Origin of the sequence: Micromonospora sp. A3M-1-15 (genome assembly GCF_024213425.1) — a bacterium.
GTDB classification, from domain to species: domain Bacteria; phylum Actinomycetota; class Actinomycetes; order Mycobacteriales; family Micromonosporaceae; genus Micromonospora; species Micromonospora chersina.
Window position 1 is genome coordinate 480,305 of the sequence record NZ_JANAVK010000004.1, and the last position, 25,488, is coordinate 505,792.

Consider the following 25,488-nt stretch of genomic DNA (forward strand, 5'->3'; position numbering starts at 1 on the left):
GCGACACGCCGACGGCGGGCGCGACAACTTCATGATCGACGGGCCGAGCGGGCCGTGATGAGCGCCTCGACGCCGTCGAGGATCCGGGCCAGGCCGAAGTCGAGGGCCTGGTCGGGGGTGTCCGGGTCGATGCCGCGCAGGGCCGCGTCGAGGGCCGGGAACCGCTCCTCCCGGCCGCAGACCAGGATGCCGAAGGCGGCCTCCCGGCTCCCGCCGGGCGCGTCGTCCGGCGCGGCGTGCTGGGCCAGGTTGCGGGCGTGCCCGACCAGGAGCACCGCGACGTCGAGCTGTTCGCCGCCGGTCAGCCCGGTGCCGGCGAGGGCGGCGACCACCTGTTCCAGCCAGGCCAGCTCGTTCGGGCCGGGCAGCCGGGGGCCGACGGTGGCCGCCTGGACCCACGGGTGCCGGCGGAACCGGTCGAACATTTGCCGGGCCCAGTCGTCGAGCCGGCCGCGCCAGTCGGCGCCGGGCGGCGGTGCGGGCGGCTCGCCGACCGCCGCCTCCAGCATGAGCGCCACCAGTTCGGCGCGGCCGGGCACGTAGCGGTAGAGCGCCATCTTGGTGACGTCCAGCGACTCGGCGACGCGTTGCATGGTCAGCCCGTCGAGCCCGTCGGCGTCGGCGATGGTGATGCCGGCCCGGGCGATCGCGGCGAGGGTGAGGGTGGGGCGCGGCCCGCGCCGGGGGCCGGTCGGGGTGCCCCACAGCAGCTCGTACAGCCGGCGTTGGTCGACGCCACCGGTCTCCACGGTCACCTCTCTTGTCCTCGGGTCGAAACTGTGTCTAGAGTACTCTGTATCCAAGGGACACAGTTTTGGAACGGGGGAGGACATGCACACTCCACTGCGCGGTTTCCGCGTGCTCGTCTCCGGCGCCGGGGTGGCCGGCCCGGCGGTCGCCTGGTGGCTGGCCCGGCACGGCGCCGAGGTCACCGTCGTCGAGGCCGCTCCCGCGCTGCGGATCAGCGGCTTCGCGGTCGACTTCCGCGGGCCCACCCACCTCGGCGTGCTCGCCGCCATGGGCGTGCTCGACGAGTTGCGCGCGGTGCAGACCCACGCCGGCGCGATGAGCCGGGTGGACGAGCACGACCGGGAGATCTTCCGGCTGCCCGCCGAGTTCGCCGGCGGCGAGCTGGAGGTCCGCCGCCGGGACCTGTCCCGGATCCTCCACGAGCACGGCGCCGACCGGGTCGAATACCTGTTCGGCGACCGGATCACGGCGCTCACCGAGACCGCCGACGGGGTGCGGGTCGACCTCGCCCGGGGCGCCTCCCGCACCGTCGACCTGGTGGTCGGTGCGGACGGGCTGCACTCCGGGGTGCGCCGGCTGGCGTTCGGGCCGGAGTCGGCGTACGTCACCCACCTCGGCTATCACCTGGCCGGCTGGGACCTGCCCAACGACCTCGGGGCGGGCCCGGTCCCGCGGCAGTACAACGTGCCCGGCCGGATGGCCAGCGTGGCCGCCGACCAGCGCGAGCCGGACCGGGCCACGGCCCTGGTGGTGTTCGCCTCGCCCCGGCAGGACCACGACCGGCTCGGCCTCGACCGGCAGAAGGCGCTGGTCGCCGACGCCTTCGCCGGGCTGGGCTGGCACGTGCCCCGGCTGCTGGCCGGCCTGCGGGACGCGCCCGAGCTCTACTTCGACGCGATCGCCCGGGTCCGCGTGCCCCACTGGCACGCCGGCCGGGCCGTGCTGCTCGGCGACGCGGCCTGGGGAGTGACTCTCGGCGGGATGGGGGTGGGCGCCGGCCTGGTCGGGGCGTACGTGCTCGCCGGCGAGCTGGCCCTGGCCGGCGGCGACCACCGGGTGGCGCTGCCCGCGTACGAGCGGCGGATGCGGGCCTACGCCGGCCGCTGGCAGCGCGGCGCCAGCCCTGGCCGGTTCCTCGCCCCGGCCACCGGCTGGGGGCTGTGGCTGCGCGACCGGCTGCTGGCCGCCCGCCCGGTCCAGTCGCTGCTGGTGCGGAGCACCGGGTCGCTGGCCACCGAGGCCGACCTGCCCGACTACGCGGCGCGCGTCTGAGCCGCCGCCCGGGAGCCGGGCCAGTTCGGGGTGGCCCGGACCCGGCCGGCGGCGTCCACCAGCAGGGCCGCGTACCCGTCCAGGGCGGCCAGCCAGTCCAGCGCGTCCGCGCCGCGGGCGACGGCCGCGGTGGCGTACACGTCGGCCCAGAGCAGTTCGGGGCCGACCACGGTGACCGACCGGACGGCCTCGGCCGGCCGGCCGGCGTGCGGGTCGGTGATGTGCGCGCCGCGCCGCGCGGTGCCCGACGTGGCGACCGCGCCGTGCGCGCGGGTGACGACGTCGAGCAGTCGCTCGGGGTGGCCCGGGTCCTCGATCCCGACCCGCCAGGCCGGCCGGTCCGGCGCGGTGCGCAGCAGCACGTCCCCGCCGGCGTTGAGGCACAGGTCGTGGTCGGGCAGCGCCAACCAGCGCGCGGCCCGCTCCACCGCCCACCCCTTGACCAGGCCGGACGGGTCGAAGCCGGTGCCCCCGCCGGGCAGCGGCAACCGCCGGGCGTCGAACCACCCGCCGGTGCGGACACGGGCCGCCTCGCAGCGCTCGACCACCTCGCGCACCAGCGGCTCCGCGGTGGCCGGGTCGGGCATCGCCCCGCCGAGCCGGCCCAGCACGCTGTCCGGCCGGTACGTGCTGAACGTCGCGTCCACCGTGCGCAGCTCGGCGAAGACCCGCTCCACCCGCTCGGCCACCGCGTCGGTGCGCACCTCGGGGCCGCGCAGGTGCACGCTGACCGGCAGCCCCATCACCTGGACCACCCAGGCGCGCCGGTCGGGTTCCCTGGTCAGGTTCATGGCGTCCTCACTTCAGGTGCGCCGCGTCGATCGCGGACTGGAGGGACTCGCGGTAGCCGTCGCTGGTCACGGTGGCCCCCGAGACGGTGTCGACCCGGGCGCTCTGCGCCGCGAGGGCCTCCTGCCGCAGGATCGGCACCGCGTAGTCGTTGATCTCCTGGTCCCGGTGGTTGCCGTCCGGGACCTGCACCACGGTGACGTCGGTGATCTTCCCGCCGGAGACGGTGATCCGCACCTGCACCGGCCCCCACCGGGTCTGGGCCACCGACCCGGTGGCCGTGCCGCTGCCGCTGCCGCTCGACGTGCCGCTGCCCCCGCTCGACGTGCCGCCGCTCGACGTGTCGCCGTTCGACGAGCCCGACCCGTCGTCCGTGCCGGTCCAGGAGCTGCCGCTGCCGGCCGGGCCGTCCGAACCGGAGGCGATCGCGCTGGTCCCCCCACCCGCGCCCATGGTGCTGGTCTTGTAGCTGAACAGCAGCACCAGCGCGGCCACCGTGGAGAGCAGCCAGATGGTGATCCGTCGCACGGATCCTCCCTTCGCGCCTGTCACCAGGCGAAGCGTTCGTGATGGGTGCGCGCCTCGGGGACCCCCGCCGCGCGGATCGCGGCGCGCGCGGCGTCGACCCAGCCGTCGGGTCCGCAGAGGAAGACGTCGTGGGCGGCGACGCCGGGGGAGAGCCGGCGCAGCGCCTCCGCGTCGGAGAGCCCCTCGGCGTAGGCCGGCAGCCAGGACGGGCGGGCCGCCCGGGGGCCGATCAGGTGGTGCACGACCAGCCCGCGCTCCGCGGCGAGCCGGTCCAGCTCCGCGCGGAAGGCCAGGTCCTCGGGGGTACGCGCGCGGTAGAGCAGCACCGCCTGGCCGGGCGCGTACGGCAGCTCCCAGAGCAGCGCCAGCAGCGGGGTGATGCCGACACCGCAGGCCAGCATGGTGATCCCGCCGCCGCGCCAGCGCTCCCCGGTGAGCCGTCCGTACGGCCCCTCGACGAGCACCCGCGTGCCGGGACGCAGGGCGGCCACCCGGGTGCTGCCGTCGCCCAGGTCCTTGACCGTGATCCGCATGAGGTCGCCGTTCGGCGGCGCGGACAGCGAGTACGGGTGGGCCCGGGACCAGCCGGGGCCGTCCAGGAACCGCCAGAGCAGGAACTGCCCGGCCCGGACGGGCAGCCGGTGCAGGGCGCGCCCGCGCAGCCAGACCGAGGTGACCCCGGGCGCCTCGGTGACCACGGCGGCCACCTCGATCCGGTGCCGCAGCGAGCGCCAGGCGGGCAGCCCGAGCCGCCAGACCAGCACGCTGGCCAGCGCCAGCAGGTAGACGGTCCACCAGTAGGCGCGGGCGAGCGGCGAGGCGACGAGGTCGGCGCCGGTCCAGAGCTGGTGCGGCAGCGCCAGCGCGACGCCCAGGTACGCGTACAGGTGCAGCAGGTGCCAGGACTCGTAGCGCAGCCGGCGCCGGGCCGCGCGGACCGAGGTCACCACCACCAGCACCAGCAGGGCCAGCGCCGCGGTGGCCAGCAGCATCCCCGGGTACGTGACGACAAGGTCCCAGGTCTCGGCGAGCACGCCCCGGCGGGCGGTGCCGGCGTACCCGAGGACGGTCAGCAGCACGTGCGCCAGGAGCAGGTGGAACGAGGTGAAGCCGGTGAGCCGGTGCCAGCGGGCGATCCGGTCCTGGCCGAAGCGCCGCTCGATCAGCGGCACCCGGGCCATGAGCACCACCTGGACCAGCATGAGGTCGGCGCTGACCAGGCCGGCGAGCCGGCCGAGCGAGGTGAGGCCGGTGGCCGCGCCGTTCAGCAACTCCTGCACGCCGCGGTCGGCGGTCCAGAGCGCGGTGACCGCCAGCAGGCTGAGCACCGCGGCGCCGCCGGCCACGTCGGCCCACCAGGCCGGGGCGGCCGGCAGGGTCCGGCGCGGGGTCCGCCGGCCAGCGACGGCGGCGCTCACCGGGAGGTCTTCTCGGTACGGCTGACGTTCATGTCGTCAACCCTGCGGGCCGGAACTCGGCGGTTCCTTTGCCGAGGCTGTGCGCGCCCTGAGAATCCACCGCCGGCGCATCGACGCGCCGGTGCGTCACACGTTGCATTTTCGTCGGAGGGGGGGTGTACTGTCAGAGCAGTTAGAACGAGTGTTCGATTCACTCGTACGCTCGTTCCAACGTCCGGGAGCGGTGTTTCGCGGCTCCGGCTCCCGGGAGGTGCGGTTCCGCGGACCGCACCGGGCTCCGGACAGTCGCGAGTCCGGACCCGTCAGGCAGGATCGTCGCCCGCCGCCCACGACCCCCGGGCGGCGGGCGACGGACCCGCCGGTACGCCGGCCGGGTGCGGTGTGGGGAAGCATCCACACCCGGCCGGCGGCCCCCACCTGGTGCGTCTTCCTCCGCACCGCCCGTTCCGGGCGTCCCGGGCGACGGTTCCCCGTCGCGCGGCCGCCCCGCCCCGGCCCACGCGGAGGAGAGACCATGTCGACCAGTCCGGCCCAGGCGCCCACGGTGCCCGCGCACGTGCTGCCGCACCGCACCCCCGCCCAACTGCTCGTGGTGGCCCGCCACGGGCTGGCCGAGGCCGCCCGGACCCGCCCCGACGGTCTCCGGTACGCCGCCGCCCACCTCGCCGCGCTGCGCGCCGCCGCCGCCCTGCTCGCCGCCCGCGCCCGCCCCGCACCCACCCGGCGCAACCGGATCACCAGCGTCTGGGTGCTGCTCGCCGCCGTCGCCCCCGAGCTGGACGAGTGGGCGGCCTACTTCGCCGCCGGCGCCGGCAAGCGGGCCGCCGCCGAGGCCGGCATCCCCCGGGTGGTCACCGCCCGGGAGGCCGACGACCTGCTCCGCGCCGCCGAGGAGTTCGTGACCGTGGTGGAGACCGCGCTCGGCCTGGCACACCAACCGGCGCTCGACGGGCTGCAACAGCCCACCCGGCTCGGCATGTCCGACGCCACGTCCCGACCCGGAGCGGCCGCCGCCTGAGCCGCGGCGCCCGGCCACCACCGGCGGGACCCCGGGTGGCCGGGCGCCGCACCCCGGCGACGGCGAGCACGCCGCCGCCGGACCGCTGAGCGCGTCCCGCACCGCACGATCCAAGCACCATCCACGGGCCGCGCCCGTGGTGAACACACGACGGGGGGTTGGTCCGATGGCGGGCCGCATGGTGGTCGGTTCCGCCGCCCTGGCCGAGCTGGTACGCCCGGCGAGCGCGCCCGACCCGGCCGGCGGCCACCGGGTGCTCCCCGTCCGGCCCGAGCTGACCGGGCTGCTGCCCAACCGCGGTCTGCGGCGCGGCAGCACCATCGCGGTCGGCGCCGGCCAGCCCCGGCGCAGCGGCGCCACCTCCCTGATCCTCGCCCTGCTCGCCGAGGCGTCCCGGGCCGGCTCGTGGTGCGCTGTGGTGGGCGTACCCACCTTCGGGGCCGGCGCGGCGGCCGAGGCGGGCATCGCCCTGGACCGGCTCGCCCTCGTGCCCAACCCCGGACCGGAGTGGCCCACCGTCGTCGCCGCGCTCATCGACGGGGTCGACGTGGTGGTCACCGCCGTGCCGACCACGGTCTCCGCCTCGGTCGCCACCCGACTGGCCGCCCGGGCCCGGCAGCGCGGCAGCGTGCTCGTCCCGTACGGCCGGTGGGACGGCGCGGACGTGACACTCCAGGTGGTCCGCGGGGTCTGGGAGGGGCTCGGGCCGGGCCGGGGCCGGCTGCGCCGCCGGGAGGTGACCGTCTCGGCCCGCGGCCGGGGCGCGGCCGCCCGCCCCAAGGAGATCAAGGTCTGGCTGCCCGGCGACGAGCTGACCCGGGTGATCCCCCGGTCGACCGCCGCCGGCGCCGTCCGCGCCGCCGCGCCCCGTCGGCTCCGCGTGGTGGCCCCGGCCGCCGTCCGGCCGCTCACCGTGGTGGGGTCCGCATGAGCGGCGCGCCGGCGCGGACCCTGCTGCTCTGGTGCCCGGACTGGCCGGTTCTCGCCGCCGAGATCGTCGACGGGGTGCCGGCCACCGACCCGGTCGCGGTGCTGCACGCCAACCGGGTGGTCGCCTGCTCCGAGCGGGCCCGCGCCGAGGGCGTCCGCCGGGGGCTGCGCCGGCGGGAGGCGCAGGGGCGCTGCCCGCAGCTCACCGTCGTCGACCACGATCCCGCCCGGGACGCCCGGGCGTTCGAGCCGGTGGTGGCCGCCGTCGAGGAGGTGGTCGCCGGGGTCGAGGTGATCCGTCCCGGGGCCTGCGCGCTGGCCGCCCGGGGCCCCAGCCGCTACCTCGGCGGCGAGGAGGCGGCGGCCGAGCGGATCGTCGAGCACGTCGCACAGACCTGCGCGGTGGAGAGCCAGGTCGGCATCGCCGACGGGGTCTTCGCGGCCGGGCTGGCCGCCCGGGACGGGCGGATCGTGCCCCCCGGCGGGACCCCGGAGTTCCTGGCCGGCCTGCCCGTCGAGGCGCTCGGCCGGCCCACCCTGACCGACCTGCTGCGCCGGCTGGGCGTACGCACCCTCGGCGACTTCGCCGCGCTGCCCGCCGGGGACGTGCTGGCCCGGTTCGGCTTCGACGGGTCGCTGGCCCACCGGCTCGCCGCCGGCCGGGACCACCGGCCGCTCGCGGTCCGGCAGCCGCCCGCCGACCTGACCGTCACCGCCGACCACGACGAGCCGATCGACCGGGTCGACGCCGCGGCGTTCGCCGCCCGCACGCTGGCCGAGCAGCTGCACGAGCGGCTCGCCGCGCACGGGCTGGCCTGCACCCGGCTCGGCATCGAGGCGGTGACCGCGCACGGCCAGGAGCTGCACCGGGTATGGCGGCACGACGGCCTGCTCACCGCCGCGGCCATCGCCGACCGGGTCCGCTGGCAGCTCGACGGCTGGCTCTCCGGCAGCAACGGCCGGGGCGGCGCGCGCCCGGCCCGCCCCACCGCCGGGATCATCCGGCTGCGGCTGGTGCCGGACGGGGTGCTCGCCCAGGCCGGCCTGCAACCCGGCCTGTGGGGGGAGACCGGCGAGGAGCGGGAACGGGCGCACCGCGCGTTGAGCCGGGTGCAGGGCATCCTCGGCCCCGAAGCGGTGGTCACCGCCGTGCTCGGCGGCGGGCGTTCCCCGGCCGACCAGGTGCGCCTGGTCCCGTGGGGCGACGAGCGCCTGCCCGCCCGCCCCGGCCCACCACCCCTGCCGACCACCGAGCAGGCCCGCCCGACCGAGCCGGCGGCGCCGGCCGGGCAGGCCGGCGTGGTCCGTGCCGGCGCGGTGGCGCCGCCCGCCGGGGCCGGTGCGGTGGCGCGGTCCGGCCGGCGCAGCGGGGCGGCGCGGTCGGGCGGGGCGGCGCCGGTGCCGCCGTGGCCGGGGCGGATCCCGCCGCCCGCGCCGGCCGTGGTGCTGCCCACCCCGCTGCCGGCAGCCGTGCACGACGCCGCCGGCGAGCCCGTCGTGGTCAGCGCCCGGTTGGCGGTCAGCGCCGCGCCGGCCCGGGTGACCGTCGGCGCCGGCCGACCCGCCGAGATCGCCGGCTGGGCCGGCCCGTGGCCGGTGGACGAGCGCTGGTGGGCGCCGGCCGAGGCACGCCGCCGGGCCCGGTTCCAGGTCTGCCTGGCCGACGGGGCCGCCCTGCTGCTCGCCGTCGAGGGCGGCCAGTGGCTGGTGGAGGCGATCTATGACTGAGCGCCATGCCCCGGCCGCGCGGCATGCTGGCGCGCCGCGCTTCCCGGCGAGGGCGGAATCAGATCTTGGAGGAATTCGGCCCCTCCAGGGGCCGCGAGGTTCCAAGATCTCGACGCGGAACCGGCGGGGAGACCGCCGGTGAGCTTCCACAACCCGAAGATGCCCTGGTCGGAGCTGGAGCAGGTGCTCTCCGGGCGGTCCGACGGGCGGTCCGGCAAGGGGCGGTCGCGGGGCGAGCGGCACCTGCACGTGGTGGACCCGCTCGCGGTCGACGCCGACGGCGGCGACTCCCCGGCGTGGAGCCGCAAACGCCAGGACTACCAGCCGCCGGAGCTGGACCGCCCGGACGGCACCGTGCCCTACGCGGAGCTGCACGCGCACTCCAACTTCAGCTTCCTCGACGGCGCCAGCCACCCCGAGGAGCTGGCCGAGGAGGCCGCCCGGCTGGGGCTCACCGCGCTCGCCGTCACCGACCACGACGGCTTCTACGGCGTGGTGCGCTTCGCCGAGGCGGCCCGCGCGCTGCACCTGCCGACGGTCTTCGGCGCGGAGCTCTCCCTCGGGCTGCCCGGCCCGCAGAACGGCGAGCCGGACCCGCACGGCGCGCACCTGCTGGTGCTGGCCCACGGCCACGAGGGGTACGCCCGGCTCGCCGCCACCATCGCCCGGGCCCAGCTGCGCGGCGGGGAGAAGGGCCGCCCGGTCTACGGCGAGCTGGAGGAGGTCGCCGCCGAGCTGCGCGATCACGCGTTGGTGCTCACCGGCTGCCGCAAGGGGCACGTGCCCGGCGCGCTGCTCACCGAGGGCGTCGACGCGGCGGCCCGGGAGCTGGACCGGCTCACCGCGCTCTTCGGCGCCGAGACGGTGGCGGTGGAGCTGACCGACCACGGCCACCCGCTCGACGCCGACCGCAACGACGCGCTGGCCGAGTTGGCCGCCGCGGCGGGGCTGCCCACGGTGGCCACCAACAACGTGCACTACGCCACCCCGGGGCGGCGCCGGCTGGCCACCACCGTGGCGGCGGTGCGGGCCCGGCGCAGCCTGGACGAGATCGACGGCTGGCTGCCCGCCGCCGCGACCGCCCACCTGCGCAGCGGCGCGGAGATGGCGGCGCGGTTCGCCGCGTACCCGGGTGCGGTGGCCCGGGCCGCCGAGTTCGGCGCGGAACTCGCCTTCGACCTGCAACTGGTGGCGCCGCAGCTGCCGGCGTACCCGGTGCCGCCGGGGCACACCGAGATGAGCTGGCTGCGCCATCTCACCATGGCCGGCGCTCGGGAGCGCTACGGCCCGCCCGGGGCGCACCCGGAGGCGTACGCGCAGCTGGAGCACGAGCTGCGCATGATCGAGGACCTGGGCTTCCCGGGCTACTTCCTGGTGGTCTACGACATCGTCGCGTTCTGCCGCGAGCAGGACATCTACTGCCAGGGCCGGGGCTCGGCGGCCAACTCGGCGGTCTGTTACGCGCTGCGGATCACCAACGTGGACGCGGTGCGCCACCGGCTGCTCTTCGAGCGGTTCCTCGCGCCGGAGCGGGACGGCCCGCCCGACATCGACGTGGACATCGAGTCCGACCGCCGGGAGGAGGTGATCCAGCACGTCTACGCCCGGTACGGCCGGGAGCACACCGCCCAGGTCGCCAACGTCATCTCCTACCGGCCGCGCTCGGCGGTGCGGGACGTGGCCAAGGCGTTCGGCTTCTCGCCCGGGCAGCAGGACGCCTGGAGCAAGCAGATCGACCGCTGGGGCTCGGTCGCGGCGGTCGACGTCGAGGACATCCCCGAGCAGGTGGTGGCGTACGCCAACGAGCTGCAGACGTTCCCCCGGCACCTGGGCATCCACTCCGGCGGCATGGTGATCTGCGACCGGCCGGTGATCGAGGTCTGCCCGGTGGAGTGGGGGCGGATGCCCGGCCGCAGCGTGCTCCAGTGGGACAAGGACGACTGCGCCGCCGTCGGCCTGGTCAAGTTCGACCTGCTCGGCCTCGGCATGCTCTCCGCGCTGCACTACGGCTACGACCTGATCGGGATGAGTCTGGACCTGGGCGACATGACCCTGGACGACCCCGAGGTCTACGACATGCTCTGCCGGGCCGACTCGGTCGGGGTGTTCCAGGTGGAGAGCCGCGCCCAGATGGCCACCCTGCCCCGGCTCAAGCCCCGCGAGTTCTACGACCTGGTCGTGGAGGTGGCGTTGATCCGGCCCGGCCCCATCCAGGGCGGCTCGGTGCACCCGTACATCCGGCGCAAGAACGGCCAGGAGCCGGTGACCTTCGCGCACCCGCTGATGCGCAACGCGCTGGAGAAGACCCTCGGCGTGCCGTTGTTCCAGGAGCAGCTCATGCAGCTCGCCATCGACCTGGCCGGCTTCGACGCGGCCGGGGCCGACCAGCTGCGCCGGGCCATGGGGGCGAAGCGCTCGGTGGAGCGGATGGCGCAGATCGCCGACCGGCTGTACGCCGGGATGGCCGAGCGGGGCATCACCGGCGAGCTGGCCGACGACGTCTACCGCAAGCTCACCGCGTTCGCCAGCTACGGCTTCCCGGAGAGCCACGCCATGAGCTTCGCCTACCTGGTGTACGCCAGCTCCTGGCTGAAGCGCTACCACCCGGGGCCGTTCCTGGCCGCGCTGCTCAACGCCCAGCCGATGGGCTTCTACTCGCCGCAGACCCTGGTCGACGACGCCCGCCGGCACGGCGTCGAGGTCCGCCGGCCGGACATCAACGCCAGCGGCGCGAAGGCGGTGCTGGAATCCACCCCGGAGACCCGGTGGGGGAGCCAGCCGGGCGAGCCGCCGCACGCCTGGGGGCTGGGCGGCCCGGCGGTCCGGCTGGGGCTGGGCAGCGTGCGTACCCTCGGCGACGACGTGGCCGAGCGGATCGAGGCGGAGCGGACCGCCCACGGGCCGTACCGGGACATGCCGGACCTGGCCCGCCGGGCCGGCCTGACGGCGGCGCACCTGGAGGCGCTGGCCACCGCCGACGCCTTCGCCTGTTTCGGGCTGACCCGGCGGCAGGCCCTCTGGGCCGCCGGCGCGGCGGCCCAGGACCGGCCGGGCCGGCTGCCCGGCACGGTGACCGGCACGACCCCGCCCACCCTGCCCGGGATGGAGGCGGTGGACCGCCTGGTCGCCGACGTCTGGGCCACCGGCCTGTCCCCGGAGAGCCACCCGGCCCGGTTCATCCGGGACCGGCTGGACGCCCTGGGCGCGGTGCCGATCGCCCGGCTGGGCCGGGTGGAGCCGGGGCAGCGGATCCGGGTCGGCGGGATCGTCACCCACCGGCAGCGCCCGGCGACCGCCGGCGGGGTCACCTTCCTCAACCTGGAGGACGAGACCGGCATGCTGAATGTCACTTGCTCCCCGGGGCTCTGGCAGCGCTACCGTCGAGTCGCCCGCACCAGCGGTGCACTGGTGGTGCGGGGCCGGTTGCAGCGGCACGAGGGCGTCATCAGCCTCACCGCGGACCGGCTGGACGCGATCGAGCCCCCCGTCACGCCGGCGTCCCGGGATTTCCGTTGAGATCAGTGATCCACATTACGGTTTCCCGGCCCCGGACGCGGGAGACTCCCGAGCACGGATGGGCAGAGTGGCCCACCCGCGTAATGGGGGATGAACCGATGACCTTTCACAGCACGTACCCCGGTGGCGTGGCGAACGTCCGGCGGACCCGGCTGGGCGCCGGCTGGGCGCCCACCCACGAGGTGGAGCCCCGGGAATACCAGGTGACCGACGGGCCGGTGGCCAACGCCCAGCGGTCCCGCGCCGAGGAGGACCCCGCCGGCGGTGGCGAGTCCTGACCCCGGGCCCGGGGGTGACTAGGCTCGGCGGCGTGGAGCGCACCCGAACCCTGACCCCCCGCACCGCCGTGATCTGGGCGGTGCTCCGGGCCGAGCTGGACCGGCGGGCCGGCGAGCGGCTCACCGTGCTCGACGTCGGCGGCGGGACCGGCGGCTTCGCCGTCCCGCTCGCCGACGCCGGCCACCGGGTCACCGTGGTCGACGCCAGTCCCGACGCGCTCGCCGCGCTGACCCGCCGGGCCGCCGAGGCCGGGGTCGCCGAGCGGGTACGCGCCGTGCAGGGCGACGGCGACGCGCTCGCCGGGCTGGTCGAGCCGGCCACCGTCGACCTGGTGCTCTGCCACTCGGTGCTGGAGGTGGTGGACGATCCCGCCCCGGTGGTCGCCGCGCTGGCCGCCGCCCTGCGCCCCGGTGGCGCGGCCAGCGTGCTGGTCGCCGGCCGGGCCGCCGCCGTGCTGGCCCGGGCCATGAACGGCCACCTGGACGTGGCCGCCGCGCTCGCCGCCGACCCGGCCGGCGCCGCCGGCCCCCGGGACACCCTGCGCCGCCGCTACGACGCCGACGGCGCCACCGCCCTGCTCGCCGCCGCCGGGCTCGCCGTCGAGGAGATCCACGGCGTACGCGTGCTCGCCGACCTGCTCCCGGCCGCCGTGGCGGACGGCCAGTCGGCCGCCCTGGTGGAGCTGGAACGGGCCCTCGCCGCCCGGCCGCCGTACCGCGACCTCGCCGCCCAGCTGCACCTGTTCGCCCGCCGCCCGGCATGACCGGCCCGCCGGTGGGTCCGCTCGACCGGGTCGCGCCCCGCTACGGCGGCGGCAGCCTGGTCGACGTGCTGCCCAGCGCGCTGGCACTGTTCGGCGTGCCCGGCGCCGCCGACCTGCTCGGCCTGGCGCCCCGGCTGGCCGGGGTGCGCCGGGTCGCCGTGCTGCTGGTCGACGGGCTCGGCTGGCACCAGATCCCCACCGCGGCCCCGTACGCGCCGACCCTTGCCGGGCTGGCCGCCACGGTCGGCGTCCCGATCACCTCGGGCTTCCCCTCCACCACCCCGACCAGCCTGGTCAGCCTCGGCACCGGCACGCCGTCCGGCCCGCACGGGGTGCTCGGCTTCAAGGTCCGGGTGCCCGGCACCGACCGGGTGCTCAGCCACATCGAGTGGGCCGGCGACCCGGAGCCGCTGCGCTGGCAGCCCGTCGCCACCTGGTACGAGCGCGCCCGCGCCGCCGGGGTGGCGGTGACCGTGGTCAGCCGCCCGGAGTACGGCGGCAGCGGCCTCACCCTGGCCGCGAACCGGGGCGGCGACTACCGGGGCGCGGTCGGTGTCGACGCGGTCGCCGAGCGGATGCTCGCCGCCCTGTCGGCCGGTCCGGGGCCGACCCTGGTCTCCGGCTACCACCCCGACCTGGATCGGCACGGGCACCTCACCGGCGTGGACTCCGTCCCCTGGCGGCTGGCCGCCGCCGAGGTGGACCGCCTGCTCGCCCGGCTGGTCGACGGGCTGCCGCCGGACGCCGCGCTGCTGGTCACGGCGGACCACGGGCAGCTCAACGTGCCCGACGAGCACCGGGTCGACCTCGACACCGACCCCCGGCTGCGGGCCGGCGTCCGGGTGGTGGCCGGCGAGCCCCGGGTCCGCTACCTGCACGTGGAGCCGGGCGCCACCGCCGACGTGGTGGCCGCCTGGTCGGCGGTGCTGGACGGCGCCGCCCGGGTGCTGACCCGGGCGGAGGCGGTGGCGACCGGCTGGTTCGGGCCGGTGCCGGAGGCGCACCTGGGCCGGATCGGCGACGTGGTGGTGGTCTGCCGCGGCACGTACGCGGTGGTCGCCACCCGCTCGGAGAAGCCGATGGAGTCGCGGCTGGTCGCGTACCACGGCGCGGACACCGCCGCGGAGATGACCATCCCGCTGCTGGTGGTCCGCGGCTGACCCGACCCGGCCGGTCGGGCGGCGGGACTGTCGGACCGGGCGGCTAGCCTGCGGGGATGGGCCGCAGCCAGTCGTTGCCCCGGGGCGGTGATCCGCGCTTCGGGCCGGACGCCGACGACACCGGCTGTCACATCCTGCACGTCGACATGGACGCCTTCTTCGCCTCGGTGGAGGTGCGCCGCCGCCCCGAGCTGCGCGGCCAGCCGGTCGTGGTGGGCGGGATCGGTCCGCGCGGGGTGGTCAGCTCGGCCAGCTACGAGGCCCGCCGCTACGGCGTCCGCAGCGCCATGCCCACGGCCCGGGCCCGGGCGCTCTGCCCGCAGGCGGTCTACCTGCCGCCGGACTTCACCGCCTACTCGGCCGCCTCGCGGGCCGTGATGCGGATCTTCCGCGACGTCACCCCGCTGGTCGAGCCGCTCTCCATGGACGAGGCGTTCCTCGACGTGGCCGGCGCCCGGCGGCTGTTCGGCGCCCCCACCGAGATCGCCCGGCTGATCCGCCGCCGGGTCGCCGAGGAGCAGGAGCTGACCTGCTCGGTCGGGGTGGCGTCGAGCAAGTTCGTGGCCAAGCTCGGCTCCACCCGCGCCAAGCCGGACGGGCTGCTCGTGGTGCCCGCCGCCCGGGTGCTGGAGTTCCTGCACCCGCTGCCGGTGGCGGCACTGTGGGGCGTGGGGGAGCGGTCCGCCGAGGCGCTGCAACGGCTCGGCCTGCGCACCGTGGGCGACCTGGCCGAGGCGCCGCCGGGCCTGCTCCGGCGGGCGGTGGGGGAGGCGTCCGCCGGCCACCTGCACGAGCTGGCCTGGGGGCGGGACCCGCGCCGGGTCTCACCGGAGCACGTGGAGAAGTCGATCGGCGCGGAGGTCACCTTCGACACCGACGTCACCGACCCGACGGAGATCCGCCGCGCGCTGCTCGCCCTCGCCGAGAAGGCCGGCGCCCGGCTGCGCGCGGCGGGTCAGGTGGGGCGGACCGTGTCGCTCAAGGTGCGGTTGGCCGACTTCCGCACGGTCAGCCGCTCCCGCACCCTCGGCGTGCCCACCGACACCGCCCGGGAGATGTTCGACACGGCCTGGGCGCTCTGGACCGCCCTGGCCCCCGGCGACCCGGTCCGTCTGGTCGGCGTCCGGATGGAGGGGCTCGCCGCGGCGGAGGAGACGCCGCAGCAGCTCACCCTGGGCGCGCCGGAGCGCGGCTGGCGGGAGGCGGAGGCGGCGGCCGACGCGGCGGCCGCCCGATTCGGGCGGTCCGTCATAGGTCCGGCCAGTCTTCTCGCCAGGCGTGATGCCCGGCGCGACGAAAAACCGACCCGGCCGTAGGTCGTCCCGCTTTCCGACGCGCGAGCCCCCTCGTAGACTTGCGGGTAAGCAGCCGGATGGCTGCCACGGTCTGTCGGCCCGACCGGGCCGACCAACGTGACCGGGGAGGAGTGCCGTGCCGCTCTCGGAGCACGAGCAGCGGCTGTTCGAGCAGATCGAGCGGTCGCTTGCCGAGGACCCCAAATTCGCCTCGGCCGTGCGCGCCAGCGACCCGCGTTTCCACGCGCGGCGTCGCGTGCTCGTCGCTGCCGGCGTGGTCATCGTTGGTCTGGCCCTGTTGATCTACGGTGCCGTGATCAAGACGCCCCCGCTGGCCGTGGCGGGCTTCGTCGTCATGCTGGCCTCGTTGGGCTACGCGGTGCAGTCGCACCGCCGATCCCAGTCGCCCGACCTGCACGTGGTCGGCGGCACGACGAGCCGTCGTCGTCCCCGTGGCCGCAGCGGCCGCCGGGGCTCCTTCCTCGACCGGATGGAGGACCGCTGGCGGCAGCGCCCGGAGGGCCACCGCTGAGCACCTCCCGCCCCTGACGGGTGGACCCTCGCGACGGCGAATCGCCGGGCACCGCCCGGCGACCGTGGCCGCTTCCGCGCGCCCTGATCCTCCCCGATCCACGCCGCGCCCGCCGGCCCCCACGCCGCGCCCGCGCGGCGCTCGCACATCCCACCGCGCCCGCCGGCCCATGCCGCGCTCGCACGCCCCACCGCGGCGTCGATCAAGAAGTTTGCGTCGGCACGGGCCGGGTTCCTGACGCAAACCTCTTGATCGACGCGCCCTTGGAGCCGGTGCCGGCGCGCGGGGACGGGGTTGGGACCCGGTCCGGCCCGTCGGCGGGGGAGCGCCGGCGGGCGGAACCGGGTCAGCGGGCCGGTCGGCCCGCCAGGAGACGACGCGGGTTCCAGCGCAGCAGTCGCTGCCGCACCTCCCCGGTCGTGGTGACCAGTCGGGTCGAGCGGTCGGCCAGGGCGGTCCGCCAGCGCAGCAGCACCGACGGCGGCAGCAGGGCCGCCAGCAGCCGGGTACGCCGGTCCGCCCGGGCCGCGAGGGCGCCGCGCACCGACCGCAGGGCCGGGTGCAGCTCCTCGCCGGTCAGCGGGTCGCGGGCGTAGCGGGCCCGCTCCTCCGCCCGGCCCAGCAGCCGGACCCCGGTGACCGCCCCGGCGTCCTCGCCCAACGCCTCCCGGGCCAGCCGCTCGGCGGTCGTGCGGGGTGTCTCCGTCCGGTCCACCCGGACGTGGAAGTCGACAAGAGTGTCGATCAGCTCGTCCCAGGCGGCGTGCGCGTCAGCGCGGGCCCGGTCGGCGTCCACGCCGACCACGACCTCGCGCGCCTCGCCCCGCTGTCCGGGCACGGCGGCCAGGGTGGTGGCCACGGGCACGGTCGCCCGGGCGCGTCGGCGCCGGCGCAGCGCGGAGCGGCGCAGGGCCGGCACGGCGAGCAGCGCCAGCAGGGCGAGCGCCCCGGCCACCCACCACGGCCAGACCGGGTTCTGCCGGGTCGGGCCGTTGTCGCCGACGGCGAGGCCCTGGTCGGCGTCCTTGTCGAGGCGGTCCGGGTCCTCCGGGCCGGCCGAGGGGTCGGCCCCGCCGGGCGCGGCGGTGCTCCCCGGCAGGGGGGTGACCTCCTCGGGGGCGTCGGTGTCCGGCGCCCAGGCCGAGCGGACCGACCCCACGACGCTCGCCGCCGGGGTGGCGTCGAACGGCACCCAGCCGATATCCCCGCCGAAGAAGACCTCGGTCCAGGCGTGCAGGTTCCGGTTGGTCAGCACGTACGTGCCGCCGCCGGAGTTGCTGCCGTTGCTGAAGCCGAACGCCACCCGGGCCGGGATGCCGGCCGACCGGACCAGCCAGGCCATCGCCGCAGCGTACTGCTGGCAGAAGCCCACCTTGGTGGCGAGGAAGTCGGTGATGTCGTCCCCGCTGGTGCCGCCCCGGGTGGACAGCGAGTAGGTGAACCCGTTCTCCACCGAGAAGTAGTCGTAGATCGCCCGGACCTTGTCGTAGTCGTTCGTCCGGCCCTTGACCAGTTTGTCGACCAGCCGGTCGACGGCCAGGACGGAGGGCGTGACGGTCTGCTGCCGCAGCACCGCGTCGTCGGCCGGCAGGGACGGCGCCGCGCGCAGCGCCGCCGGGCTGAACGTCGAGCGGACGTAGTCGAACGAGTAGCGCTTGCCCCGGGAGTTCTCCCGGTTGGAGAAGACGATCTGGAGGTTCGAGTCGTAGAGCCAGTTGCCGCCGAGGTCCTGGGTCTTCACCGGCTCGGCGTAGATCGGCAGCAGCGGCATGTTGAGGTTCTTGCTCACCTCGACGGTGGCCCGGTAGCGCTGCTGCTCCACGCCCCGCCCGCCGTCCTCCGTCGGGTCGGGCAGGTTGCGGTTGGCCGGCTTGCCGGTGGGCACCCGCACCCGGAAGCCGTCCGGCCGCAGCTCGTCGGCGACCCCGAAGCGCAGGTAGAACGGCGCCGGCTCGTTGGTGGTGACCTTGACCAGCTCGGTCACCTCGGTCTGGTTGAGCTGGCCGCTGAGCGCGGCGAACAGGTCGATCCGGCCGGGGCTGCCGCCCTGGCCCGGCCGGCCGTTGCCGGTGCCCGTGCCGTTGCCGACGGCGCTCATCAGCCCGCCGGTCATCCCGGGTACGACCAGCGGCAGGGCCACCGCGAGGGCCACCCCGACCACGGCCAGCCGCCGGCCCGCCGCGGCCAGCGGCGACGCCTCCCAGACGTCGACGTCGCGCCCCTCGCCGGTGAACCGGCGGCCGAACCGGCGTACGCGGTCGACGTTGTCGGTGACCAGCAGCCACAGGTAGCCGCAGGCGCCCACCACGAACGGGGTGGCGGGGACGCTGTCCACGTAGACCGCCACCGGCACCGAGTAGATGGCCAGCATGGGCAGCCCGGCCAGCGCCGGCCGGCGCAGCCCGACGGAGAGCACGTCCACCACGATGGCCACCGCGCCGATGCCCAGCACGGCGAGGAAGAGCAGCGAGTCGACGTCGGGCACCTGCACGCCGTACGAGCGCATGTCGGGCAGCGAGGCGTTCAGCAGGTCGCCGAAGTGGGCGAACGTGGCCGGGGTGGGCACGAACGCGAAGAACTCGGTGCCGCCCGGGAAGACCCAGGTCAGGGCGAGCGTCAGACCGGTCAGCATGGCCAGCACCTGGCCCCACAGCGGCGCCCGGGCCAACCGGCTCAGCGCGGCCGCGCCGGCCACCACGGCCACCACGATGGCCGCCTGGATGAGCCAGGTCCAGCGCTCGAAGATCGCCGACAGCGGTGCCGCCGCCAGCAGGGTCGCCGCCGCGGCGACGAAGCCGAGGTTGCGGTGCGCGGTCACGGGTCCACCCTTCGGGTCATCGCACGCCTCCGGCCACCGTCTCGGCCAGCGCCGCCCGCAGCGCGAACCCCTGCGAACCGCGGGCCGCCTGCGGCCAGAGCACCGGCAGCCGGTTGCCGTGTTCCACCCCGATCACCCGCCAGCCGCTCTGGAGCAGGGCGAGCGCGGCGGCGCCGTGCGCGTGCTCCGCCTCGGCCCGGGCCTTCGGCGGCAGGTTCAGCCAGGTGTTGCTGTCGAGCAGGAAGCCGACGCAGGTCGCGCCGCTGGTGCGCAGCCCGGCCAGCAGCTCCGCCTCGGCGGTGCTCAACGTGCCGAGCAGCGCGATGATCAGGCCGCCGTCGGCCCGCTGCCGGACCTGCTGCACCAGCGTGGTGAGCTCGCCGCGCCTGTCCAGGTGCACCTCGGCGAGGTGGTCCAGGAGCACGCCCTCGCCGCCGGCCTCGGTGGCGTCCACGTCCGCGCCGGAGCCGGTGACCAGCCGCAGCTTGTAGCCGGCCTGGCGCAGGTGCACGGCGACGCTGGCGGCGGTGGAGACGGCCCACTCGAAGCTCGACGTGGGCCCCTCGCCCCGGTGCGCGGCGGCGCGGGTGTCCAGCACCACGGTGGCCCGGCTCTCCCAGGGCTGCTCCTCCCGGCGCACCATGAGCTCGCCGGTGCGGGCCGTCGACTTCCAGTGCACCCGCCGCAGGTCGTCGCCCATCCGGTACTCCCGGGTGGCCGCGTCGTCCTCGCCGTGCACCGCCACCGACCGGGCCCGGCTGTCGCCGCTGCCCGCGTACTCGCCGGGGAGGCGGACCGAGGGCAGCGGGGTGACCTGCGGGATCACCGTGAGGTGGTCGGTGCTGGGGAAGGCCCGGCTCAGCTCGCACAGTCCGAACGGGTCGGTCAGCCGGATCACCAGCGGGCCGACCTCGTAGCGGCCGCGCACGTCGGCGCGGACCGTGTAGGCCACCGAGCTGGCCTGGTGGGCGCCAAGGCGCTCCAGCACCACCCGCGGCCGGCTGCCGAGCGCGTAGGGCAGCCGGTCCTCCAGCAGCAGGGTGCCGGTGGGCAGCCGGGACAGGTTCTGCAGCCGCAGCACCACCCGGGAGCTGGCCCCGACCGGCACCCGGTGCGGCTCCAGCGACCGGTTGCAGGCGAGCTTGTAGCGGCTGCGCCCGACGTAGGCGGCCGCGAGCAGCGGCAGGATGGCGAGCAGGACGGCCACCCGGAGCAGGTCCTTCTCGCCCAGGATGGCGGCGGAGATCGCGGCGGCGACCGCGGCCGCCAGGAACGAGCGGCCGCGGGTGGTCAGCCCTCGCAGCCCGTCGCGCACCTCACGGCCTCCGCGGCTCGTACGGCCCGCGACCGTTGCCCGTGCCGCCGGGCCGGGTGTCGTACGGGGAGCGCTTGCGGTCGTGCGGGAGCGGGAGGCGGTGCACCAGCTCGGCGACGATCGCGTCGGTGGTGCGCCGGGCCAGCTGCGCGTCGGCGGTCGGGATGATGCGGTGCGCCAGCACCGGCACCGCGAGGGCCTGGAGGTCGTCCGGGAGGACGTAGTCACGGCCCTCCAGGGCCGCCACCGCGCGGGCGGTGCGCAGCAGCTGGAGGGTGGCCCGCGGGGACGCGCCGAGCCGCAGGTCGGGGGCCTCGCGGGTGGCGGTCACCAGGTCGATCGCGTACTGCTTCACGGCGTCGGCGACGTGCACCTGCCGGACGTGGCCGATCAGCCGGCGGACGATGGCCGCGTCGGAGACCGGCCGCAGCTCGTTCAGCGGGTCGGTGCCGCCGTGGCCGTCCAGCATGGCCAGCTCGGCGTTCGGGTCGGGGTAGCCCATCGCGATCCGGGCGGTGAACCGGTCGCGCTGCGCCTCCGGCAGCGGGTAGGTCCCCTCCATCTCGATCGGGTTCTGCGTCGCGACCACCATGAACGGGGTCTGCAGCTGGTAGGTCACGCCGTCGACGGTGACCTGCCGCTCCTCCATGCACTCCAGCAGCGCCGACTGGGTCTTCGGCGAGGCCCGGTTGATCTCGTCGCCGACCACCAGGTTGGCGAAGACCGCGCCCGGGCGGAACTCGAAGTCGTGCGTCTCCTGGTTGTAGACGCTGACCCCGGTGACGTCGCTGGGCAGCAGGTCCGGGGTGAACTGGATCCGGCGCACGGAACAGTCGATCGACCGCGCCATGGCCTTGGCCAGCTTGGTCTTGCCGACGCCGGGGACGTCCTCGATCAGCAGGTGGCCCTCGGCGAGCAGCACCGCGAGGGCGAGCCGGACGGTGGCCGTCTTGCCCTCGATGACCTGCTCGATGTTGGCCACGATGGCCTCGCTGGCGGCGCGGAACTCGTCGTGCGGCAGCAGACCGCCCACCTCGTCCCAGGTCTGTTGTGTCACGGGCCTCCTCCTCGTCGCCGGAACGGCAGCTCTGTATAGAGCACCTGGACCCGCCGTTGGGTTCGCGACGCCGAGCCTCGTCTGCCGCAAAAATCTCACTGGCCTCTCAGGCTAACCATGTTTCTCGTTGTCGCCGACCCCCGCAGGCGGTCGGCCGGTTACGCCCGGAATATTCGCCGGACCGGGGGACGCGTGACCGGCTCGCGGGCGGGTAGCCGCGTCCCGGTTCCTGTCGCGAGGGCGCCGGGAAGGGGAGGTGGGCCGTGCGGCAGGATCGGAAGATCTACGGCGACACCGGTGACGGCGGGGTCCGGCTCGGCGGCGGCGCGACCTCCAGCCCGGACTACTGCAAGGAGGCGGTGATCTTCAACGCCAAGCAGTGCTGGGGGTTCGTCACCGACACCGAGCGGTTCGCCAGGCCCGCGCCGTACCCGTCGAGGTGACCCCGCCGGGCCGCGCCGTCCCACCTGGCGGCAACGGGCGCGAGGCGCGACCGCCCGGCGGGGTACACTGCCGGTCATGGCCGGAGTCTTCCTGCTTCTTACCGAGCCGTGCTGATGCGCTGAGCGCGCGACAGCACGGCGGCCCCTCCTGCGCGAGGGGCTTTTTTGTGCCCGCAGCAGACCGCCCATATCCGACATGACCCGCGCCGAGGAGACGCCATGAGTGAGGCAGCCGCACCGGCGACCGACATCCCCCCGTTCCGGTACACCGCCGCCCTGGCCGAGGAGATCGAGCACCGCTGGCAGGACACCTGGGAACGGGAGGGCACCTTCCACGCGCCGAACCCGGCCGGTCCGCTGGCCGACCCGGGCCACCCGCGGGCGGGCGCCGAGAAGCTGTACGTGCTGGACATGTTCCCCTACCCGTCCGGCGCCGGCCTGCACGTCGGCCACCCGCTGGGCTACATCGGCACCGACTGCTACGCCCGCTACCAGCGGATGGCGGGGCGCAACGTGCTGCACGCGATGGGCTTCGACGCGTTCGGCCTGCCCGCCGAGCAGTACGCGGTGCAGACCGGCACCCACCCGCGGACCACCACCGAGGCCAACATCGAGCGGTACAAGGCGCAGCTGCGCCGGCTGGGGCTGGGCCACGACGAGCGGCGCTCGGTCGCCACCATCGAGACCGACTTCTACCGCTGGACCCAGTGGATCTTCCTGCAGATCTTCAACTCCTGGTACGACGCGGACGCGCGCAAGGCCCGCCCGGTCGCCGAGCTGATCGCCGAGTTCGAGGGGGGCACCCGCCCCACCCCGGACGGCCGGCCGTGGGCCGAGCTGACCGTGGGCGAGCGGCGGAGGATCGTCGACGACCACCGGCTGGCGTACGTGTCGGAGGCGCCGGTGAACTGGTGCCCGGGGCTGGGCACCGTGCTGGCCAACGAGGAGGTCACCGCCGACGGCCGCTCCGAGCGGGGCAACTTCCCGGTCTTCAAGCGCAACCTGAAGCAGTGGATGATGCGGATCACCGCGTACGGTGACCGGCTGCTGGCGGACCTGGACACGCTGGACTGGCCCGAGCCGATCAAGCTGCAGCAGCGCAACTGGATCGGCCGGTCGACCGGCGCGCACATCGACTTCCCGACCGAGCGCGGCCCGGTCCGGGTGTTCACGACCCGGCCGGACACCGTCTTCGGCGCCACCTACATGGTGCTGGCCCCCGAGCACGAGCTGGTCGACGTGCTGGTGCCGGCCACCTGGCCGGCCGGGACGAAGGACGCCTGGACCGGCGGGCACGCCAGCCCGCGGGCCGCCGTCGAGGCGTACCGGAAGGCCGCCGCGGCCAAGACGGACGTGGAGCGGCAGGCGGACACCAAGGAGAAGACCGGCGTCTTCGTCGGCGCCTGGGCGACCAACCCGGTCACCGGCGGGCAGGTCCCGATCTTCATCGCCGACTACGTGCTGGCCGGCTACGGCACCGGCGCGATCATGGCGGTGCCGGCCCAGGACGAGCGGGACTGGGAGTTCGCCGAGGTCTTCGACCTGCCGATCGTGCGCACCGTGCAGCCGGCGGAGGGCTTCGCCGGCAAGGCGTGGACCGGGGACGGCCCGGCGATCAACAGCGCGGCACCCGACCGCGGCCTGGATCTGAACGGCCTGGGGGTCGCCGACGCCAAGGCCCGGATCATCGAGTGGCTGGAGGCCAACGGGCACGGCGCCGGCGCGGTCACCTGGCGGCTGCGGGACTGGCTGTTCTCCCGGCAGCGCTACTGGGGCGAGCCCTTCCCGATCGTCTACGACGAGACCGGGGCGCCGATCGCGCTGCCCGAGTCGATGCTGCCGGTCGAGCTGCCCGAGGTCGAGGACTTCTCGCCGAAGACGTTCGACCCGGAGGACGCCGGCAGCAACCCGGAGACCCCGCTGTCCCGGCGGCGCGACTGGGTGGAGGTGGAGCTGGACCTGGGTGACGGGCCGAAGCGCTACACCCGGGAGACCAACGTGATGCCGCAGTGGGCCGGCTCCTGCTGGTACGAGCTGCGCTACCTGGACCCGACCGACTCGGCGCGGTTCGCCGAGCCGGAGAACGAGGCGTACTGGATGGGCCCGCGCGCGGCCGGCGACTGCGGGGGCACCGACCTGTACGTGGGCGGCGCCGAGCACGCCGTGCTGCACCTGCTGTACGCCCGCTTCTGGCACAAGGTGCTGTACGACCTGGGCCACGTCTCCTCGTTCGAGCCGTTCCGCCGGCTGTTCAACCAGGGCATGATCCAGGCGTACGCGTTCACCGACCCGCGCGGCGCCTACGTGCCCGCCGAGGAGGTCGTCGAGGTCGACGGCCGGTGGTTCCACGGCGACACCGAGGTCACGCGCGAGTACGGCAAGATGGGCAAGTCCCTGAAGAACGTCGTCACCCCGGACGACATGTGCGCGGCCTACGGCGCGGACACCTTCCGGGTCTACGAGATGTCGATGGGCCCGCTGGAGGTGTCCCGCCCCTGGGAGACCCGGGCGGTGGTCGGCTCGTACCGGTTCCTGCAGCGGGTCTGGCGGGCGGTCGTCGACGAGCAGACCGGCGCGCTGCGGGTCACCGACGCGCCGGCCGACGAGGCCACCCGGCGGCTGCTGCACAAGGTCATCGACGGGGTCCGCGCGGACATGGAGGGGATCCGGTTCAACACCGCGATCGCCAAGCTGATCGAGCTGACCAACGGGCTGACCCGGCTGGCGGAGACCCCGCGCGAGGTGGCCGAGCCGCTGGTGCTGATGGTGGCGCCGTTCGCCCCGCACATCGCCGAGGAGCTGTGGCGGCGGCTGGGCCACGACACCTCGCTGGCGTACGCGGACTTCCCGACCGCCGATCCGGCGCTGCTGGTCGCCGACACGGTGACCTACCCGGTGCAGGTCAACGGCAAGGTCCGGGGCCGGGTCGAGGTGGCCGCCGACGCGTCCGAGGACGACGTGCGGTCGGCCGCGCTGGAGGCGGTCGCCGGCGCGCTGGCCGGCAAGGAGCCGCGCAAGGTCATCGTGGTGAAGGGCCGGATGGTCTCGGTCGTCGCCTGACCCGCCCGCTCACTGAGGCGCGTCCCCTGCCCGGGGGCGCGCCTCAGCCGGCGTGCAGCACCGCCTCGACCGTCGCGCGGTGCCGGAGCAGCCATCCGTGCCAGCCGCGTACCGCGTCGACAGCACCCGCCGCGCGGAGCCGGCGCATGCCCGGCTCGTCCCGGTCCGCGCCGGCGTCGATGCCCCGCCAGGTGCCGTCGAGCTGGTCGAGCATGACGGCGACCAGCTCGCCCCGGGGCAGGGACACCGCGGAGCCGGCCGCCTCGTAGGCGTCGCAGAGCAGCCGGCAGCGCCGGGCCAGCTCGGCCGGGTCGGCGTCCCCACCCAGCGCGGCCCAGTGCCAGCCGGCGAACGCCACGTCGCCACGTCCTCGATCCGCCGGCCCGGCCCGGCCAGGTCCCAGTCCAGGAAGGCCACCGGCACCGGCCCGGCCGGCGAGTCCCGGTAGACCGTGTTCTTCGGCGACAGGTCCCGGTGGCAGACCGTCTCCGCGTCGCCGGCCAGCGGGCTGCCGGCGCAGGCGTCGTGCAACGCCCGGATGAGGCCGGCCAGCCGGGTGAGCGCGGGGTCGGCGAAGAAGGCCGGATCCTCCCGGTCCCGCCAGGGCACCCGCCCGTCGAGGTGGGTCAGCACCTGCCGGCCCCGCTCGTCCACCCCGAGGTAGCCGGGCGCCAGGCCCGGCGCGGCGGCGGCCAGGTGCCGCAGCAGCGCCACCCCGAACTCGGCGCGGGTCGGGGGAGTGCGGCGTACCGTGTCGCCGATCCGGACCACCTCGGTGACGAAGCCGCCGGGCAGCCGCTCCTCCGCGGCGGCCATC

The 25,488-nt window shown here is 75.9% G+C and carries 19 protein-coding genes and 3 pseudogenes; 13 read left to right on the forward strand and 9 right to left on the reverse strand.

Annotation, left to right across the window (positions count from 1 at the left end; genetic code table 11):
* Window positions 1–29 precede the first annotated feature (29 nt).
* Window positions 30–755 (reverse strand): TetR/AcrR family transcriptional regulator, encoded by a 726-nt coding sequence (locus NLX85_RS22720; protein ID WP_254338283.1) that lies wholly within the window; start codon window positions 753–755, stop codon window positions 30–32.
* Window positions 756–831: 76 nt separating this feature from the next.
* Between NLX85_RS22720 and NLX85_RS22725 the strand changes: the two genes are divergently transcribed.
* Window positions 832–2,022: an FAD-dependent monooxygenase gene (locus NLX85_RS22725; protein ID WP_254338285.1), complete on the forward strand. Its 1,191-nt coding sequence runs from the start codon at window positions 832–834 to the stop codon at window positions 2,020–2,022.
* Here NLX85_RS22725 and NLX85_RS22730 read toward each other — a convergent pair.
* Genes NLX85_RS22730 through NLX85_RS22740 form a run of 3 tightly spaced genes read right to left on the reverse strand, consistent with a single transcriptional unit; the run spans window position 2,004 to window position 4,757 of the window.
* The gene (locus NLX85_RS22730; protein WP_254338287.1) at window positions 2,004–2,813 is read right to left on the reverse strand and encodes an FAD:protein FMN transferase; all 810 of its coding nucleotides are present in this window, start codon (window positions 2,811–2,813) and stop codon (window positions 2,004–2,006) included. The two genes, NLX85_RS22725 and NLX85_RS22730, sit on opposite strands and share 19 nt — an antisense overlap.
* A gap of 7 nt (window positions 2,814–2,820) precedes the next feature.
* A complete protein-coding gene (locus NLX85_RS22735; protein WP_254338289.1) occupies window positions 2,821–3,339 on the reverse strand; it encodes an FMN-binding protein in 519 nt (172 codons plus the stop codon).
* A 20-nt stretch (window positions 3,340–3,359) separates the two neighbouring features.
* A complete protein-coding gene (locus NLX85_RS22740) occupies window positions 3,360–4,757 on the reverse strand; it encodes a ferric reductase-like transmembrane domain-containing protein (protein ID WP_254338291.1) in 1,398 nt (465 codons plus the stop codon).
* Window positions 4,758–5,271: 514 nt separating this feature from the next.
* Between NLX85_RS22740 and NLX85_RS22745 the strand changes: the two genes are divergently transcribed.
* From NLX85_RS22745 to NLX85_RS22785, 10 genes and pseudogenes are all read left to right on the forward strand, one after another.
* On the forward strand, window positions 5,272–5,775 hold the full coding sequence (locus NLX85_RS22745) for an SAV_6107 family HEPN domain-containing protein (protein ID WP_254338293.1): 504 nt from the start codon (window positions 5,272–5,274) through the stop codon (window positions 5,773–5,775).
* A gap of 166 nt (window positions 5,776–5,941) precedes the next feature.
* Entirely contained in the window at window positions 5,942–6,706 is a 765-nt protein-coding gene (locus NLX85_RS22750) for a hypothetical protein (protein WP_254338295.1), read from the forward strand.
* Window positions 6,703–7,986, forward strand: a pseudogene (locus NLX85_RS22755) (DNA polymerase Y family protein); the annotation flags it as partial. The gene NLX85_RS22750 and the pseudogene NLX85_RS22755, both read left to right, overlap by 4 nt.
* A 120-nt stretch (window positions 7,987–8,106) precedes the next feature.
* Window positions 8,107–8,433, forward strand: a pseudogene (locus NLX85_RS33765) (DNA polymerase Y family protein); the annotation flags it as partial.
* 138 nt (window positions 8,434–8,571) lie between these two features.
* The gene (locus NLX85_RS22760; RefSeq protein WP_254338299.1) at window positions 8,572–11,949 is read left to right on the forward strand and encodes an error-prone DNA polymerase; all 3,378 of its coding nucleotides are present in this window, start codon (window positions 8,572–8,574) and stop codon (window positions 11,947–11,949) included.
* 98 nt (window positions 11,950–12,047) lie between these two features.
* Complete coding sequence (locus NLX85_RS22765) at window positions 12,048–12,227, forward strand: hypothetical protein (protein WP_254338301.1); 180 nt, start codon at window positions 12,048–12,050, stop codon at window positions 12,225–12,227.
* A 14-nt stretch (window positions 12,228–12,241) separates the two neighbouring features.
* Window positions 12,242–12,991: a methyltransferase domain-containing protein gene (locus NLX85_RS22770; RefSeq protein WP_254338303.1), complete on the forward strand. Its 750-nt coding sequence runs from the start codon at window positions 12,242–12,244 to the stop codon at window positions 12,989–12,991.
* Window positions 12,988–14,151 carry an alkaline phosphatase family protein gene (locus tag NLX85_RS22775; RefSeq protein WP_254338305.1) on the forward strand — a complete coding sequence of 388 codons (1,164 nt, stop codon included), beginning with the start codon at window positions 12,988–12,990 and terminating at the stop codon, window positions 14,149–14,151. The genes NLX85_RS22770 and NLX85_RS22775 overlap by 4 nt, the downstream gene beginning before the upstream one ends.
* 56 nt (window positions 14,152–14,207) lie before the next feature.
* On the forward strand, window positions 14,208–15,467 hold the full coding sequence (locus NLX85_RS22780) for a DNA polymerase IV (RefSeq protein ID WP_254338307.1): 1,260 nt from the start codon (window positions 14,208–14,210) through the stop codon (window positions 15,465–15,467).
* Window positions 15,468–15,582: 115 nt separating this feature from the next.
* Window positions 15,583–15,978 carry a DUF3040 domain-containing protein gene (locus NLX85_RS22785; RefSeq protein WP_254338309.1) on the forward strand — a complete coding sequence of 132 codons (396 nt, stop codon included), beginning with the start codon at window positions 15,583–15,585 and terminating at the stop codon, window positions 15,976–15,978.
* Between the two features lie 346 nt (window positions 15,979–16,324).
* On the opposite strand, the gene NLX85_RS22790 is transcribed toward NLX85_RS22785, so the two are convergent.
* The 3 genes from NLX85_RS22790 to NLX85_RS22800 are packed head-to-tail and all read right to left on the reverse strand — an operon-like array spanning window position 16,325 to window position 21,168.
* Entirely contained in the window at window positions 16,325–18,796 is a 2,472-nt protein-coding gene (locus tag NLX85_RS22790) for a DUF3488 and transglutaminase-like domain-containing protein (protein ID WP_254338311.1), read from the reverse strand.
* 16 nt (window positions 18,797–18,812) lie between these two features.
* The gene (locus tag NLX85_RS22795; protein WP_254338313.1) at window positions 18,813–20,111 is read right to left on the reverse strand and encodes a DUF58 domain-containing protein; all 1,299 of its coding nucleotides are present in this window, start codon (window positions 20,109–20,111) and stop codon (window positions 18,813–18,815) included.
* Between the two features lies 1 nt (window position 20,112).
* The gene (locus NLX85_RS22800; protein WP_254338315.1) at window positions 20,113–21,168 is read right to left on the reverse strand and encodes a MoxR family ATPase; all 1,056 of its coding nucleotides are present in this window, start codon (window positions 21,166–21,168) and stop codon (window positions 20,113–20,115) included.
* 263 nt (window positions 21,169–21,431) lie between these two features.
* Between NLX85_RS22800 and NLX85_RS22805 the strand changes: the two genes are divergently transcribed.
* Window positions 21,432–21,611, forward strand: coding sequence for a hypothetical protein (locus NLX85_RS22805; RefSeq protein ID WP_254338317.1), 180 nt, complete (start codon window positions 21,432–21,434; stop codon window positions 21,609–21,611).
* A 219-nt stretch (window positions 21,612–21,830) separates the two neighbouring features.
* Complete coding sequence (gene leuS / locus NLX85_RS22810) at window positions 21,831–24,671, forward strand: leucine--tRNA ligase (protein ID WP_254338320.1); 2,841 nt, start codon at window positions 21,831–21,833, stop codon at window positions 24,669–24,671.
* Between the two features lie 43 nt (window positions 24,672–24,714).
* Here the strand turns inward: leuS and NLX85_RS22815 are convergent, their stop codons facing one another.
* Together NLX85_RS22815 and NLX85_RS33770 are read right to left on the reverse strand one after the other, a co-directional pair.
* Entirely contained in the window at window positions 24,715–25,029 is a 315-nt protein-coding gene (locus NLX85_RS22815) for a hypothetical protein (protein ID WP_254338322.1), read from the reverse strand.
* Between the two features lie 59 nt (window positions 25,030–25,088).
* Window positions 25,089–25,487: pseudogene (locus tag NLX85_RS33770) on the reverse strand (hypothetical protein); the annotation flags it as partial.
* Window position 25,488 lies beyond the last annotated feature (1 nt).

Excerpts from the sequence above, each read along its gene's own strand:
- NLX85_RS22725 (WP_254338285.1), top strand. The coding sequence starts at position 832 with ATGCACACTCCACTGCGCGGTTTCCGCGTGCTCGTCTCCGGCGCCGGG.
- NLX85_RS22730 (WP_254338287.1), bottom strand. The coding sequence starts at position 2,813 with ATGAACCTGACCAGGGAACCCGACCGGCGCGCCTGGGTGGTCCAGGTG.
- NLX85_RS22745 (WP_254338293.1), top strand. The coding sequence starts at position 5,272 with ATGTCGACCAGTCCGGCCCAGGCGCCCACGGTGCCCGCGCACGTGCTG.
- NLX85_RS22750 (WP_254338295.1), top strand. The coding sequence starts at position 5,942 with ATGGCGGGCCGCATGGTGGTCGGTTCCGCCGCCCTGGCCGAGCTGGTA.
- NLX85_RS22765 (WP_254338301.1), top strand. The coding sequence starts at position 12,048 with ATGACCTTTCACAGCACGTACCCCGGTGGCGTGGCGAACGTCCGGCGG.
- NLX85_RS22775 (WP_254338305.1), top strand. The coding sequence starts at position 12,988 with ATGACCGGCCCGCCGGTGGGTCCGCTCGACCGGGTCGCGCCCCGCTAC.
- NLX85_RS22780 (WP_254338307.1), top strand. The coding sequence starts at position 14,208 with ATGGGCCGCAGCCAGTCGTTGCCCCGGGGCGGTGATCCGCGCTTCGGG.
- leuS (WP_254338320.1), top strand. The coding sequence starts at position 21,831 with ATGAGTGAGGCAGCCGCACCGGCGACCGACATCCCCCCGTTCCGGTAC.